This is a genomic window from Rhodococcus sp. MEB032 (genome assembly GCF_030208925.1).
Taxonomy (GTDB): Bacteria; Actinomycetota; Actinomycetes; order Mycobacteriales; family Mycobacteriaceae; genus Rhodococcus_F; species Rhodococcus_F qingshengii.
The window spans coordinates 51,847-67,201 of record NZ_JARVSY010000030.1 but is presented as its reverse complement, the minus strand read 5'-3'; the positions used below and the strand labels follow the sequence as shown (position 1 = coordinate 67,201).

Below are 15,355 nucleotides of genomic sequence, written 5' to 3'. Positions count from 1 at the left end.
TCGTCCAACAGACGACCAGAGCCCGCCGCTGACAAAATCACACCATCGAAGAGCTGGAGAATCGTGTACCAACTGCTGCTGAGCCTGATGTTCCGGGTCCCACCGGAACGCATCCACCACATTGCCTTCACCGCGATGAAACTGGTGACACGGTTCGCTCCCCTTCGCTGGCTGGTCGCAAAAGTCTTTGTCGTCGACGACCCGGTACTGCGGAGTCAGGCATTCGGTCTGACGTTCCCGGCACCTCTCGGCCTCGCCGCAGGATTCGACAAGGACGCCACCGGAGTCGACGCCTGGGGCCCGTTGGGATTCGGTTTCGCCGAGGTCGGAACAGTGACGGCCCAGGCTCAGCCCGGTAACCCCGCGCCGCGTCTCTTCCGTCTTCCGGCCGACCGCGCTCTGATCAACCGGATGGGCTTCAACAACCACGGCGCTGGTCACGCGGCGAATTTCCTGCGACAGCGCCGCGTCACGGTCCCGATCGGTGCCAACATCGGCAAGACCAAGATCGTCGAAGCCGCCGACGCCGCTGCCGACTACACCGCCAGCGCGCAGCTTCTAGGTCCGCTGGCCGACTTCATGGTCGTGAATGTCAGCTCGCCGAACACACCTGGACTCCGTGATCTGCAGGCCGTCGAATCACTGCGCCCGATCCTGCAGGCCGTGCTCGACACCGTCAGCGTGCCGGTACTGGTGAAGATCGCGCCCGACCTCTCGGACGAGGACGTCGACGCGGTCGCCGATCTGGCAATCGAACTCGGACTTGCCGGAATCGTCGCGACCAACACCACGATCCGTCGCGACGGTTTGAAGACCCCGGACGCCGAGGTAGCTGCACTCGGCGCAGGCGGGCTGTCCGGTGCACCGGTCGCCGAGCGCTCACTCGAAGTACTTCGGCGCCTGTACGCCCGAGTGGGCGACAAGATGACCATCATCTCGGTCGGCGGTATCGAGACGGCCGATCAGGCGTGGGAACGGATCCTCGCCGGCGCGACACTGGTGCAGGGATACACCGGCTTCATCTACGGCGGACCGTTCTGGGCTCGCAGCATCCACAAGGGGATAGCGAAGCGGGTCCGCGCAGCGGGTTTCTCGTCGATCGCCCAGGCTGTGGGAGCTGAGAACCCTCGCTAGAGAGTGCTGTGCGCCTTTATTAACCGCCCGCGGTTAATAAAGGCGCACAGCAAAGTGACTATTCGACCTCGAACGTCCCGGTCAGGGTTGCACGCGCAATCGCGTGATGGAACACGTTGAAACCGAGGAACGCCGGCGACGAATCAGGGGTGACTCCGTCGAGCGCCTCCACGTCGAGGGCATGCACCGCGACGATGTAGCGATGCGGACCGTGCCCGGGAGGCGGGCCTGCACCGATGAAACCGAACCCACCACCGTCGTGGCGGAGGGTGACGGTTCCGGCGGGCAGGACATCGCTGTCCGCCGCGCCGGCACCGGCGGGGAGCTCGGTGACGGAAGCGGGGATGTTCGCCACGGCCCAGTGCCAGAACCCCGACGCAGTCGGTGCGTCCGGATCGAACACCGTCACGACGAAGCTCTTCGTCTCGGCCGGAAAGCCGGACCACGAGAGCTGCGGTGAGATGTCTTCGCCACCGGGGACACCGAAGGCTCCACTGGCCTGAGCAAGCTTCAGCGGCTGGCCCGCAGTGATGTCGTCACTGGTCAGCTCGAAACTCGGCAACTTCGGCAATGGTTCGTACGGATCGTGCGCCATGCGAATCCTTTCTGTGACAAGAGAGCTCGATGTGCGTCGAGCTCACGGATCTATCTACGTGCTCGTCAGGAATTGAGCAGGAAATGTTCCAGAACACGTGTCCCGAACAGTAGTGCGTCCACCGGAACTCGCTCGTCGACGCCGTGGAACAGCGCGCTGAAATCCAGCTCGGGCGGCAACTGCAACGGCGCGAAGCCGAAGCAGCGAATGCCCAGTTTCGCGAATGCCTTCGCGTCGGTTCCGCCGGAGAGCATGTACGGAACTGTGCGAGCCTCCGGATCGTGGGCGAGGATCGCCTCGTTCATGGCGTCTACGAGGTGGCCGTCGAACGTTGTTTCGTACGAATCCAGCTTGGTGATCCACTCGCGGGTCACGTCGGGACCGATCAGTTGGTCCACCGTTCGCTCGAATTCGGCCTGACGTCCCGGCAGCACGCGGCAGTCGAAGACCGCCTCGGCCGTCTGCGGAATGACGTTCGCCTTGTATCCGGCCTTGAGCATCGTCGGGTTCGCCGTGTCACGGAACGTCGCGCCGATGATGTTGGCGATCGTGCCCAGCTTCGCGAGAGTCCCGTCGATGTCGGGTGATCCCGGATCGAAGTCCAATCCGGTCTCCTCGCCGACGGCGGTCAGGAACTCCGCGACCGAATCCGAGATCACGATCGGGAACTGGTGGGCAGCAAGCCTCGAGACCGCGCCGGCGAGTGTCGCGACTGCGTTGTCGTCGTGGAGGAAGGAGCCGTGTCCGGCGCGTCCCTTGGCAGTCAGACGCATCCAACCTAGGCCCTTTTCCGCAGTCTCCACGAGGTAGAGCCGGCGGTCGGTTCCGTCAGGCCGCGGAACCGTCAGCGAGAAACCGCCGACCTCACCCACGGCCTCGGTCACTCCCTCGAACAGATCCGGGCGGTGCTCGACCAGCCACTGGCATCCGTACTTTCCGCCCGCTTCCTCGTCCGCCACGAAAGCGAACACCAGATCACGCGGCGGTACGACGCCTTCCGCCTTGAACTGTCTGGCGAGGGCCAGGATCATCCCGACCATGTCCTTCATGTCCACGGCGCCGCGCCCCCAGACGTAACCGTCCTGGACGGTGCCGGCAAAGGGATGGACGCTCCAGTCGGCGGGCTCGGCCGGAACTACGTCGAGGTGACCGTGAAGCATCAACGCACCACGACCCGACTCGGCTCCCTTCAAGCGAGCAAAGACATTTCCTCGGCCGGGTGCTCCGGACTCGACGTATTCCGTCTCGTAACCGACTTCTTGAAGCTGCGCGGCAACCCACTCCGCGCACGCACGCTCGCCTTTGGTGGTTTCGAGTTCTCCCGTGTTCGAGGTGTCGAAGCGGATGAGGGAACTGACCAGTTCGACTACTTCTGCTTCGGCTCTGCTCGGATTCGGATTATTCGGGGTTGTGGTCATTCCACTTTCCTACCATCGAATCAAACGACGCGGGCGACCGGAATGCCCCGCAACCTGGCGATTTGGGGCAGCTCACCTAATCGGATACTCTTTTCCAGCACCGAGAAATCGGGGCCGAGTCCGAGTGGCGGAATGGCAGACGCGCTAGCTTGAGGTGCTAGTGTCCTATTAACGGACGTGGGGGTTCAAGTCCCCCCTCGGACACTCGAATACAGCAGAAAGACCCCAGCCTGATCAGGCTGGGGTCTTTCTGCTGTGCGCCTTTATTAACCCCCGGCGGTTAAAAAAGGCGCACAGCAGTGGGGCGATTTGGGACCTGGGGATGGCATCGGATACTCTTTCCCAGCACCGAGAAATCGGGGCCGAGTCCGAGTGGCGGAATGGCAGACGCGCTAGCTTGAGGTGCTAGTGTCCTATTAACGGACGTGGGGGTTCAAGTCCCCCCTCGGACACTCTGTGTTGAGACAGACAGGAAAAGCTCCGGTTCATCGAACCGGAGCTTTTCTCGTAATTGGCGAAGTTCCCGCACCAGGGAACAGTCCGCGCGAGCGGCGATCGAGATGGAACAGAAGTTCGAAGTGGATACAGACACCAAGAAGTCGGATGCACTGCAGGCAGATTCGCTGGAAACAGCCGATTCAGAATCTGCTCGAGCCGAACTCACCGGCCTCGACCCCGCGGAACTCGAAATCTGCCTGAAGGTCCTTTCCGAAGCCGCCGAACTCGACGACGAGCATCCCGATTCGATCACCATGCAGCGCGCTGTCGGCCATCTGTTCAAGCGGCTCAAGAAGAAGCGTCGCCTCGCCTCGCGCGCAGCCGTCAACGAAGCCGACCGCCAAGTAGTCGCTGCGACTGCCACCGGTTCACCGGATCGCATCGACGACGAGACCGCAGGCATTCCGATCAAGTCGAACACCGCCGGCGCCTCCGCCGGAACGCTCATCAAGGCGCGGCCGTGCTACATCTGCAAGCAGCGCTACACCGCAGTCGACGCCTTCTACCACCAACTGTGCCCCGATTGCGCTGCCACCAGCCGCAGCAAACGTGATGCCAGCACTGATCTCACCGGCCGACGCGCACTTCTGACCGGCGGCCGCGCGAAGATCGGCATGTACATCGCGTTGCGCCTGCTGCGTGACGGCGCACATCTGACCATCACGACGCGATTCCCCAACGACGCGATCCGCCGATTCAAAGCGATGGAAGACAGCAACGACTGGATTCACCGTCTGCGCATCGTCGGCATCGACCTCCGCGACCCCGCCCAGGTTGTTGCACTCGCGGATTCCGTTGCCGCACAGGGTCCACTCGACATCCTCATCAACAACGCCGCGCAAACCGTCCGACGCTCCCCCGGTGCCTACGGCGCTCTGGTCGACGCCGAGTCCGGAGCGCTGCCCGCCGGTGAACTGCCTGATGTCCTGACCTTCGGCAAGACGAGCGACGCTCACCCCGCGGCTCTGGCCGGATCGCTGTCGGATGTCGCAAGCATCACCTCCGGAAATCTGTCCGCCGACGCGGTCAGTTCACTCGCACTCGTCGCCAAGTCGGCTTCACCCGATCGCATCGAGCAAGGCATCGCCATCGACGCCGGCGGGCTGCTGCCGGACCTCGCGCACACCAACAGTTGGGTCCAGACCGTCGAGGAGGTCGATCCGATCGAGCTTCTCGAAGTCCAGCTCTGCAACTCGGTCGCGCCCTTCATCCTCGTTTCGCGCTTGCGCCCGTCGATGGCCGCGGCCGCTGCACGACGCAAGTACGTCGTGAACGTTTCCGCCATGGAAGGCCAGTTCAGCCGCGCGTACAAGGGCCCTGGCCACCCGCACACCAACATGGCCAAGGCAGCACTGAACATGCTGACCCGCACCAGCTCCAAGGAAATGCTCGACGACGGCATCCTCATGACCGCCGTCGACACCGGTTGGATCACCGACGAACGCCCGCACTTCACCAAGATGCGGTTGGCCGACGAAGGTTTTCACGCACCACTCGACCTCGTCGACGGTGCCGCCCGCGTCTACGACCCCATCGTTCAGGGTGAACTGGGCGTCGACCTGCACGGCTGCTTCCTCAAGGATTACAAACCTTCGCCGTGGTGATCGGCAGCACGCCGCATTCGTGATGGGCAGCACCCAGCCGCCCCGATGTGGCGATCTCGTCACCCCCAAACCCCCGTGTCGAGTAGCTCATTTCAGGTAGAGCACAGCATTGCAGGCGATAATGGAGCCGACACTGCTCACCGACTCGGAGGAACCATGACGATCGCCGTCGTACACAAGGACAGCCCGGAAGGCCGTGCCGCAATCGTGGCCGCTGCACGGGAATCCGTGGGTCGAAGCGAGGAACTGCTGGTTCTGCACGTCCTGGACGACGTCAACATCGGAGGCACGGTCAACCTCGGAGACACCGAGGACGATAGGGCCGCTCTTCGCGGCGAGATCCAGTCAGCGCTCGACGCCGGTGGATTCTCGGAGACGAAGTGGGATCTGCGCACCACCGAGCACGACGGCGATCCGGTTACCGCACTCGTCGACCTGGTCCACGACGCGGGTGTCGATCTCCTGATCGTCGGAACACGCCGGATGTCCCCCATCGGCAAGTTCCTCCTCGAACGCCCGCTGCAACGCCTGTTGCTCGAAGTCGAGGCTCCGATCCTCGTCGTCAAGGAGCCCCTCCCCGCCGAGTGACCGCGGTCACATCACTTTCGACTACTCGTTTGTAGGCTGGCTCCATGACTGGAACCTCGCCCGCCCGAGAACTCGACATCATCGTCTACGGAGCGAGCGGCTTCGTCGGTAAGCTTCTCGCCGACTACCTCGTCAAACATGCTCCCGAAGGCACGAAGATCGGCCTCGGTGGCCGCTCCCTCGAAAAGTTGGCAGCCACTCGCGCCGATCTGGGTACTGCCGCTGCCGATCTCCCCTTGATCATCGCCGACGCCGACGACGCCACCGCACTGAAGGCACTCGCCCAGCGAACCCGGGTCGTCGCCACCACGGTCGGCCCGTATGCCAAGTACGGCCACGCCCTTGTTCACGAATGCGCCTCCGCCGGAACTCATTACGTCGACCTGACCGGTGAGGTGCTGTTCCACCGCGAGAGCATCGACGACAACCATGAGCTGGCGGTCTCGACCGGTGCCAAGATCGTCCATTCCTGCGGATTCGATTCCATCCCTTCCGATCTCGGAGTTCACGTCCTGCACGAGAAGGTCGCCGCCGACGGCGCCGGCGAGCTCACCGACACCACCCTGGTGGTCACGGCCCTGCGCGGCGGCGTGAGCGGTGGCACCATCGATTCGCTTCGCAACCAAATCGACGTGTCGAAAGACGATGCGCGCCTGCGGAAACTTGCTGCCTCGCCGTACTCGCTGAGCCCCGATCGTGATCGGGAGCCCGAACTCGGACGCCAGAGCGACGTGAGCGTAATCGACGGCAAGAAGATCGATCCGTCGTTGAAGGGGTGGAAAGCGCCGTTCGTGATGGCGTCGTACAACACACGAGTCGTCCGTCGCAGCAATGCGCTCCGAGAGTGGGCGTACGGCAAGAAGTTCAAGTACAGCGAGGTGATGAGCGTCGGCTCATCGGTGGTGTCACCGGTGATTGCGGGCGGCGTGGCGGTCGGCCTCGGCGCGCTGGTCGCCGGACTCGCTCTACCTCCGACACGTTTCCTTCTCGACAAGGTCTTGCCGGCTCCCGGTGAAGGTCCGAGCGAGAGCACCCAGAAGAAGGGCCACTTCACGCTCGACGTGTTCACCACGACCACGACCGGCGCCCGATACACATCACGAGTGAAGGCGAAGGGCGACCCGGGATACAGCGCGACGGCGGTAATGCTCGGCGAATCTGCGTTGTCGTTGGCGAAGGACCAAAAGGCTCTTCCCCCGGCCACCGGCGTTTTGACTCCAGCGACAGCGCTCGGCGACGTCCTGGTCGAGCGTCTACGCGCGGCTGGTTTCGAGATTTCCGCGCGCAAACTCTAGACAGAACGAATTTCACTTGATCGTTTCAGCTCTTCGCGCCCGATTATCGCAGCTCAGGGCGCGGACAGCGGTGGGAATACTCCCAGGTAACATTGATGTTGGTTCATGGCATCCATATGTGATGCTCCGCTTTCGGAAAAGTGAGGCTATTCATGACTGAGCGCGTTCAGGTCGGCAGTCTTCAGGTTGCCAAGGTTCTCTACGACTTCGTGGTCGAGGAGGCTCTTCCCGGCACCGGTGTAGACGCCGAAACGTTCTGGGCCGGCGCCGACAAGGTCATCACCGAGCTCGCACCGAAGAACCGCGACTTGCTTGCCAAGCGTGACGATCTGCAGGCTCAGATCGATCAGTGGCATCGCGATCACGCCGGCGCTCCCATCGACGCCGCCGCGTACAAGGCGTTCCTGCAGGAAATCGGCTACCTCCTGCCGACGCCTGCCGAGTTCTCGGTCACCACCGCGAACGTCGACACCGAGATCACCTCGACGGCCGGCCCGCAGTTGGTCGTGCCGATCCTCAACGCGCGCTTCGCACTCAACGCGTCCAACGCCCGCTGGGGTTCGTTGTACGACGCGCTGTACGGCACCAACGCCATCTCCGAGGAGAACGGCGCCGAGAAGGGTTCCGGCTACAACAAGGTCCGCGGCGACAAAGTCATCGCCTGGGCGCGTGAATTCCTCGATGCGGCAGCACCTCTCGCGTCGGGATCGCATGCAGATTCAACCAAGTACGTTGTCGACGGCAGTGAACTGAAGATCACGTTGGCAGACGGTACTGTCACCACGCTCGCCCAGCCGGAGAAGCTCGTCGGCTACCTCGGCGAGAAGGACGCACCGACGAGCATCCTGCTGCTCAACAACGGATTGCACGCCGAGATCCAGATCGACGCCTCGTCCCCGATCGGCAGCACCGACGCCGCCGGCGTCAAGGACGTCGTTCTCGAATCCGCCGTCACCACGATCATGGACTTCGAGGACTCGGTCGCCGCTGTCGACGCCGACGACAAGGTTGTCGGCTACCGAAACTGGTTGGGTCTCAACCGCGGTGACCTGTCCGAGGAGATCAAGAAGGGCGCCAAGTCCTTCACCCGCACGCTCAACGGCGACCGTAAGTACACCGCAGTCGACGGCAGCGAACTCAGCCTGCACGGTCGTTCGCTCCTGTTCGTCCGCAACGTCGGTCACCTCATGACCAACCCCGCGATCCTCGACGCCGACGGCAACGAGGTCCCCGAGGGCATCCTCGACGCCTTGATCACCAGTGCCTGTGCAGTGCACGGCCTCTCGATCAGTGACGCCAACGGACCGCTCGACAACAGCCGCACCGGCTCGATCTACATCGTCAAGCCCAAGCAGCACGGTCCCGAGGAAGTTGCCTTCACCACCGAACTGTTCGGCCGTGTCGAGCAGGTCCTCGGGCTTCCGGAGAACACGCTCAAGGTCGGCATCATGGACGAGGAGCGTCGTACGACGGTCAACCTCGCCGCCTGCATCAAGGAAGCCGTCGACCGCGTCGTGTTCATCAACACCGGCTTCCTCGACCGCACCGGCGACGAGATCCACACCTCCATGGAAGCCGGCGCGATGGTGCGCAAGGCCGAGATGAAGAAGCAGAAGTGGATCGGTGCGTACGAGGACTGGAACGTCGACACCGGACTGGCCTGCGGCCTGCAGGGCAAGGCGCAGATCGGCAAGGGCATGTGGGCCATGACCGAGCTGATGGCAGACATGCTCGAGCAGAAGATCGGTCACCCCAAGGCCGGCGCCAACACCGCATGGGTACCTTCGCCGACCGGCGCAACGCTGCACGCGACGCACTACCACCGCGTCGACGTATTCGCAGTTCAGGACAGCCTGAAGGGCAAGCCTCGCGCGAGCGTCGACGACATCCTGACCATCCCGCTCGCTCCCAGCACCGACTGGACGGACGCGGAGAAGAAGGAAGAGCTCGACAACAACTGCCAGTCCATCCTCGGCTACGTGGTCCGTTGGATCGACGCGGGCGTCGGCTGCTCCAAGGTTCCCGACATCCACGATGTCGCGCTCATGGAGGATCGCGCCACGCTGCGCATCTCGAGCCAGCTGCTCGCCAACTGGCTGCGTCACGGCATCGTCAGCGAGAGCGACGTTGTCAGTGCACTCGAGCGCATGGCCCCGGTTGTCGACCGTCAGAACGAGGGCGACGCCGAGTACCGCAACATGGCACCTGATTTCGATTCCAACATCGCGTTCCAGGCTGCCAAGGAACTCATCCTCGAAGGCGCGAAGCAGCCCAGCGGATACACGGAGCCGATCCTGCATCGCCGCCGCCGCGAGTACAAGGCCGCCAACGCCTGATTTCACCTTCTTCGAACTCGAAGCTGAACCCGAACAGCCTCGGCACCGCTCCCGGTGTCGAGGCTGTTCGCGTAGGCCCCGAAGTTTCGTCACTAGACTGGCCGAGGACACAGTCCGTTCAACAGACATTCTTCGAGTGACCAAGGTAGGGCAAGGTACGTGGGCGAACATCGCGGCGGGTCAGGCGCCAGAGGTATCAGTAAGGGGCCGATTCTCGTCGTCGTGCTGATCGTCTTGATCGTGGCAGGCTTCTTCGGATGGAAGGCCCTCAGCAACCGGATCGACGATCAGGGACAGCAGGCAGCCGGTACGTGCGTCGAGGGCAACAAGACACTCGACGTCACCGCGGATCCGTCCATAGCCCCACAGGTCGAGGAACTGGCGAAGCGGTACACCCAGACCTCGCCGGTGGTGCGTGATCACTGCATCGCCGTCGTGGTGCACGGTGCGCCGTCCGCGTCGGTCTCGACGGCACTCGAAGCCGGTCCGGCGGCCCCCTGGGACGACGCAGCATTGGGACCGCGTCCCTCCCTGTGGATCCCGACGAGTTCGTTCGAACTCGCGCCACTGTCGGGCAAGGCCGTGATCAACGGTGATCCTCGCTCGCTCGCGAGTTCCCCGATCGTTCTGGCAGCCGGTCCCGAGACCGCGGCAGCATTGGCCGGCGCAGCATCGAGTTGGAAGTCTTTGCCTTCCGATCTGACGGTCGCCCTGCCGGTCGGAAGTACCGAAACCTCGATGGCTGCACAGGCGATCGCTGCCGACGTCGCCGATGCGGGTGCCGGTCCGGTCACGACGGATCAGGCGAAGTCCGCTCAGGTCAACGCTGCGCTCAGTGCACGGGCGTTGCAGTTCCAATCCTTGCCGACTCCCCCCTCGTCCACCGCCGAAGCCCTCGGAGCACTGAGCGCCGGAACACCGGATTCGGTGAAAGCCGTTCCGGCCACGGAACAGTCGATAGCGCAGAGCGCGAACGCGGCGATGACGACGTACTCCCCCGCCGGCGCAACGCCAGTCGCGGACTATCCGGCGGTCATCGTCTCGGGCAGCGGGATCGACGAAACCGCGTCGCGCGCAGCGGCACAGTTTGCCGATTTCATGCGTGAGCCGAATCAGTCACAGTTGTTCGTCGGCGCCGGTTTCCGGGTCGAGGGCCAAGACCTTCCCGATCTCGGGGCGGTGTCCCCGGCCAAGATCTCGTCCACGTTGAAACCGGCTTCGGCGGAGACCGCAGCGGCGCTCGGTGACATAGTCGCCAACCCGGTCTCGCCGCGTAGTGCCACCATCCTGATGGACACGTCGGCGTCGATGGGTACCGACGACGGTGGCACTACCCGCTTGGCGAACGTTGCCTCGGCGGTGAATACCCAATTGGGTCGCAGCCCTGACGCTTCGGACATCGGCCTTCGCGAGTTCAGCACGGGCACCGACGGAAAACCGTCCGAGCGCATCCTGGTTCCGGGCGGTTCACTGTCCGAGCCGAATCGGCGTGCCACGATCACCGATTTCCTCAACGGGCTTCGGGCCGGCGGAAAGACCTCCAAGTACCCGGCGCTTGCCAGCTCCTACAAAGCCGCCGTGGACGGTTTCGACGCGGGGCGAGTCAACTCGGTGCTGCTGATCACCTCGAGTACGCCTGACGAATCCACCACGACGCGAGCCGAACTGCTCAGCGCGATCGCCGCTGCGGGCAATCCGTCGCGTCCGGTACAGGTCGACGTGATCGTCGTCGGTGCGGGCGACGACGTCTCCACACTCCAAGACGTCTCGGATCGGACGGGCGGCACATTGGTTCGGGTCGATTCGACGTCCGACCCCGCTCTCGCGGCCGCAGTGACCAAGATGCTGTCCTGATGGGGCGCGTCGCGGTTTTTGCAGTCCTTCTCGCCCTTCTGACCTGGTTCCTGCATCGCCGACTCGTTCGCGCCACCGGCATCCCGAGGCGATGGGCTCGTCTCGCCGACACTGCGCTTGTCGTCTTGGCGGTCTCGACGCTCATCGGGGTCGGCAGCGGCGAAGTCTTTCCGACATCGTGGGCGCGACCGATCGGATTTGTCGGATGGGTCTGGCTGGCTTCGTGGCTGTATCTGATTCCCGGACTGCTCGTGATCGGCCTGTTCGCCGGGATCGGTCGACTACGTGCACGCCACACGGATACCACGACCGAAGTCGACCCAGCCAAGCGTCGTACGTTGCAGTTGGCTACGGCAGCAGTCACTCTCGCGGCGATCGGCACCGCCGGCTACGGCGTCTACGAGGCGTCGGGCCCCAAGATTTCCCGCGTCCGCGTGCCGCTCGCTCGCCTACCTGAGGGCTTCAACGGATACCGGATCGCCTTGATCACCGACCTGCACGTGGGACCGGCCCGCGGGGTCGACTTCACCCGCAAGGTGGTCGATATCGTGAACTCGCAGAATGTCGATCTGATCGCGATCGGCGGCGACCTCGTGGACGGAACCGTCGCGAAAGTTGCTCCCGATCTTGCTCCGCTCGCCGATCTTCGGGCGCCCGACGGAATCTTCGGAGTCAGCGGAAACCACGAGTTCTACGCCGACGACGGCGGCAAATGGCTCGACGTGTGGGAGACATTGGGGATCACCACACTTCGCAACAGCCGCACCTCGATCCAGCATGGCGGCGATACCATCGACATCGTGGGCATCCACGACTACACGTCGCCGGCCCCGTACGAGCCGAACCTGACTGCCGCGCTCGCAGGTCGCGATCCGAATACTTTCGCCTTGCTTCTCGCGCACGAACCGCGTCAAGCGATCGAGGCATCCGAGATGGGTATCGATCTGCAACTGTCCGGGCACACTCACGGCGGTCAGATGTGGCCGCTGCGGTATCTCGTTCCGCTGCAGCAGCCTTCGGTGCAAGGCTTGGACAGGGTCGGAAACACAGTGCTGTACACGACGCGTGGCGCCGGGGCTTGGGGTCCGCCGGTACGCGTCGGCGCCCCGCCGGAGATCACTGTTCTCGAACTCGTACACGAGAGGTGATGATCTCCGGCGGGCACACGCCTTAGTTGCCTGCGAACGCTTCGATCGGCGGGCAGGAGCAGACCAGGTTGCGGTCGCCATGTGCACCGTCGATACGACGCACGGACGGCCACACCTTCGGGCGGGCCTTGCCACGCGGGAAGACGGCGATCTCACGCGAGTACGGGTGATCCCACTGCGCTGCAATGCTTCCGGCAGTGTGGGGAGCACCGCGTAGCGGGTTGTCCTCCACCGTCCACTCGCCGGCGCCGACGCGATCGATTTCGCCGCGAATGGCGATCATCGCCTCGCAGAACTCGTCGATCTCTTCGAGGTTCTCGCTCTCGGTGGGCTCGACCATCAGTGTGCCGACCACGGGGAAGCTCATGGTCGGTGCATGGAAACCGTAGTCGGCCAGACGCTTTGCGACGTCGTCGACGGTGACGCCGGTGTCCTTGGTCAACCCACGGAGGTCGAGGATGCACTCGTGCGCGACCATGCCGTTCTCGCCGGTGTAGAGAACCGGGAAGTACTCGTCGAGTCGACGCGCGATGTAGTTGGCCGACGCGATGGCGGTCAGGCTGGCGCGGCGCAGGCCCGCAGCACCCATCATCCGGATGTAGGTCCAGGTGATGGGCAGAATGGACGCACTGCCGTACGGCGCTGCCGAGATCGTTCCTCCACCACCGAGTTCGGGGGCCATCGGGTGTCCGGGCAAAAACGGCGTCAAGTGTGAGCGCACACCGATCGGGCCGACGCCGGGTCCGCCGCCGCCGTGCGGGATGCAGAAGGTCTTGTGCAGATTCAGGTGGCTGACGTCGCCGCCGAATCGGCCCGGACGGGCAAGGCCGACAAGCGCATTGAGGTTGGCGCCGTCGACGTACACCTGGCCACCGGCGTCGTGTACCGCTGCACAGATGTCGGAGATCTCGTGCTCGTAGACACCGTGTGTTGAAGGGTAGGTGATCATGATCGCGGCGAGACGCTCGGCGTGATCGGCGATCTTCGCGCGCAGATCGTCGACGTCGACGTCACCGTTGGGACGGCAGGCGACAACCTCGACGCGCATCCCGGCCATGACGGCAGAAGCCGCGTTGGTGCCGTGAGCACTCGACGGAATGAGGCAGGTGTCGCGGTGGTCGTCGCCCCGGCTGAGGTGGTAGTTGCGGATCGCGAGCAGGCCCGCGTATTCCCCCTGGCTGCCGGCGTTGGGTTGCAGGCTGACGTTGTCGTAGCCGGTGACCGCGACCAGCCAGTCTTCGAGATCCTTGATGATCTTCAGCAGACCGGGCGCATCCGATGTCGGCGCGAACGGATGGATCGCGTTGAACGCGGGCCAGGTGATGGATTCCATCTCGGCGGTCGCATTGAGCTTCATGGTGCACGAACCCAGCGGGATCATGCTGCGATCGAGGGCGATGTCCTTGTCGGACAGCGCGCGCAGGTAGCGAAGCATTGCCGTTTCCGTACGGTAACGGGTGAAGGCTTCGTGCTGCAGGTAGTCGGAGGTGCGCTCCTGAGCAGCCGGAACTGAATTGCCCTCGGCTTCGATGGCGACAACAGCATCCTCGATCCCGAACGCGTCGAGCACGGCAAGGACGTGGTCGGCGGTCGTGGCCTCGTCGCAGGAGATACCGACATGATCGGCGTCGACCAGACGCAGGTTGATCCCGGATTCCTTGGCCGCAGCGACGACGTCGGCCGCCTTGCCCGGAACCTGAGCGAGCACGGTGTCGAAGAACGAATCGTGGACGACGGTCACGCCGCCTTCGCGCAGGCCGTTTGCCAACGCGTGTGCGCGGGCAGCGACGCGCAACGCAATCGCCTTGAGTCCCTCGGCGCCGTGGTAGCTCGCGTACATCGCAGCGAGGATGGCGAGGAGCACCTGAGCGGTACAGATGTTGGACGTCGCCTTCTCGCGGCGAATGTGCTGCTCACGTGTCTGCAGCGCCAGGCGGTATGCCTTGTCTCCGTCGGCGTCGATGGAGACGCCGACCAAGCGGCCGGGCAGCTGACGCGCATGCTTGGAGTGCACGGCCAGGTAACCGGCGTGCGGTCCGCCGTATCCCATGGGAACACCGAAACGCTGGGTGGTTCCGAAGCACGCATCCGCGCCGAGCTCACCGGGTGAGGTGATGAGCGTCATCGCGAGGAGGTCTGCGCCGACGGCAACCAGTGCGCCGCGCTCGTGAGCTTCCGCGATGATCGAGGTGTAATCGACGACTCGTCCCGAGGCACCTGGGATCTGGGCGATGACGCCGAAGAAGTCACCTTCCGGAAGACCAGCGGTGAGGTCCGCAGAGACGATCTCGATGCCGAGCGGCTCGGCGCGAGTCTCGATGACGGCGAGGGTCTGCGGGTAGAGATCGGCGTCGACGACAAATCGTGGGGACTTGCTGCGGTTCGCGCGGCGCAGGAGCGTCATGGCTTCGGCAGCGGCGGTGGCCTCGTCGAGCATCGACGAGTTTGCCAGTTCCATGCCGGAGAGATCGGCGACCATGGTCTGGAAGTTGAGGAGGGCTTCGAGACGGCCCTGGCTGATCTCCGGCTGATACGGGGTGTACGCGGTGTACCAGGCCGGGTTCTCGATGATGTTGCGCAACAACACCGGCGGCGTCAACGTGTCGAAGTAGCCGAGGCCGATCATCGACGTCGCGACGGTGTTCTGGGCTGCGAGTGCAGTCAGTTCGGCAAGTGCCTCGTGCTCTCCGACCGGAAGCGGCAGAGCGTCGAGTCCGGCAGCGATGCCGTTCGGGGCAGCGTCGAGGATGACGGAGGGAACGGCCTTGGTTGCCAGTTCGTCGAGTGAATCGACCCCGACGAGTTCGAGGATGCGCGCGAGTTCCGCGGCGTTCGGACCGACATGGCGGTCGGCAAATATACGGCTTGCAGCGTCGATCACGACA

At 64.0% G+C, this 15,355-nt stretch carries 10 protein-coding genes and 2 tRNA genes; 9 read left to right on the top strand and 3 right to left on the bottom strand.

Annotation, left to right across the window (positions count from 1 at the left end):
* Positions 1-63 precede the first annotated feature (63 nt).
* Positions 64-1,134, top strand: a complete 1,071-nt coding sequence (locus QRN54_RS26470; protein ID WP_285183427.1) for a quinone-dependent dihydroorotate dehydrogenase — start codon at positions 64-66, stop codon at positions 1,132-1,134.
* A gap of 58 nt (positions 1,135-1,192) precedes the next feature.
* Here the strand turns inward: QRN54_RS26470 and QRN54_RS26465 are convergent, their stop codons facing one another.
* Both QRN54_RS26465 and QRN54_RS26460 read right to left on the bottom strand, forming a co-directional pair.
* A complete protein-coding gene (locus tag QRN54_RS26465) occupies positions 1,193-1,729 on the bottom strand; it encodes a YbhB/YbcL family Raf kinase inhibitor-like protein (RefSeq protein ID WP_054827756.1) in 537 nt (178 codons plus the stop codon).
* Positions 1,730-1,794: 65 nt separating this feature from the next.
* Complete coding sequence (locus QRN54_RS26460; protein WP_003946170.1) at positions 1,795-3,147, bottom strand: M20/M25/M40 family metallo-hydrolase; 1,353 nt, start codon at positions 3,145-3,147, stop codon at positions 1,795-1,797.
* Positions 3,148-3,265: 118 nt separating this feature from the next.
* Here QRN54_RS26460 and QRN54_RS26455 point away from each other — a divergent pair.
* The 8 genes from QRN54_RS26455 (at position 3,266) to QRN54_RS26420 (ending at position 12,470) form a co-directional block, all read left to right on the top strand.
* A tRNA-Leu gene (locus tag QRN54_RS26455) sits at positions 3,266-3,351 on the top strand.
* A 162-nt stretch (positions 3,352-3,513) separates the two neighbouring features.
* Positions 3,514-3,599, top strand: a tRNA-Leu gene (locus tag QRN54_RS26450).
* Between the two features lie 108 nt (positions 3,600-3,707).
* On the top strand, positions 3,708-5,249 hold the full coding sequence (locus tag QRN54_RS26445) for an SDR family NAD(P)-dependent oxidoreductase (protein WP_074447104.1): 1,542 nt from the start codon (positions 3,708-3,710) through the stop codon (positions 5,247-5,249).
* Positions 5,250-5,405: 156 nt separating this feature from the next.
* Complete coding sequence (locus QRN54_RS26440; RefSeq protein ID WP_003946198.1) at positions 5,406-5,837, top strand: universal stress protein; 432 nt, start codon at positions 5,406-5,408, stop codon at positions 5,835-5,837.
* A 44-nt stretch (positions 5,838-5,881) separates the two neighbouring features.
* On the top strand, positions 5,882-7,132 hold the full coding sequence (locus QRN54_RS26435; RefSeq protein WP_042451005.1) for a saccharopine dehydrogenase family protein: 1,251 nt from the start codon (positions 5,882-5,884) through the stop codon (positions 7,130-7,132).
* A gap of 152 nt (positions 7,133-7,284) precedes the next feature.
* Positions 7,285-9,468, top strand: coding sequence for a malate synthase G (locus QRN54_RS26430; protein ID WP_058038817.1), 2,184 nt, complete (start codon positions 7,285-7,287; stop codon positions 9,466-9,468).
* A 159-nt stretch (positions 9,469-9,627) separates the two neighbouring features.
* Positions 9,628-11,322 carry a VWA domain-containing protein gene (locus QRN54_RS26425; RefSeq protein ID WP_007732001.1) on the top strand — a complete coding sequence of 565 codons (1,695 nt, stop codon included), beginning with the start codon at positions 9,628-9,630 and terminating at the stop codon, positions 11,320-11,322.
* Positions 11,322-12,470 carry a metallophosphoesterase gene (locus QRN54_RS26420; RefSeq protein ID WP_054187381.1) on the top strand — a complete coding sequence of 383 codons (1,149 nt, stop codon included), beginning with the start codon at positions 11,322-11,324 and terminating at the stop codon, positions 12,468-12,470. The genes QRN54_RS26425 and QRN54_RS26420 overlap by 1 nt, the downstream gene beginning before the upstream one ends.
* Before the next feature lie 22 nt (positions 12,471-12,492).
* Here QRN54_RS26420 and gcvP read toward each other — a convergent pair whose 3' ends face one another.
* A complete protein-coding gene (gcvP, locus tag QRN54_RS26415; RefSeq protein ID WP_231783385.1) occupies positions 12,493-15,351 on the bottom strand; it encodes an aminomethyl-transferring glycine dehydrogenase in 2,859 nt (952 codons plus the stop codon).
* Positions 15,352-15,355: the final 4 nt, after the last annotated feature.

Coding starts and splice junctions, on each gene's coding strand:
- QRN54_RS26465 (WP_054827756.1), bottom strand. CDS start 1,729: ATGGCGCACGATCCGTACGAACCATTGCCGAAGTTGCCGAGTTTCGAG.
- QRN54_RS26460 (WP_003946170.1), bottom strand. CDS start 3,147: ATGACCACAACCCCGAATAATCCGAATCCGAGCAGAGCCGAAGCAGAA.
- QRN54_RS26445 (WP_074447104.1), top strand. CDS start 3,708: ATGGAACAGAAGTTCGAAGTGGATACAGACACCAAGAAGTCGGATGCA.
- QRN54_RS26440 (WP_003946198.1), top strand. CDS start 5,406: ATGACGATCGCCGTCGTACACAAGGACAGCCCGGAAGGCCGTGCCGCA.
- QRN54_RS26435 (WP_042451005.1), top strand. CDS start 5,882: ATGACTGGAACCTCGCCCGCCCGAGAACTCGACATCATCGTCTACGGA.
- QRN54_RS26430 (WP_058038817.1), top strand. CDS start 7,285: ATGACTGAGCGCGTTCAGGTCGGCAGTCTTCAGGTTGCCAAGGTTCTC.
- QRN54_RS26420 (WP_054187381.1), top strand. CDS start 11,322: ATGGGGCGCGTCGCGGTTTTTGCAGTCCTTCTCGCCCTTCTGACCTGG.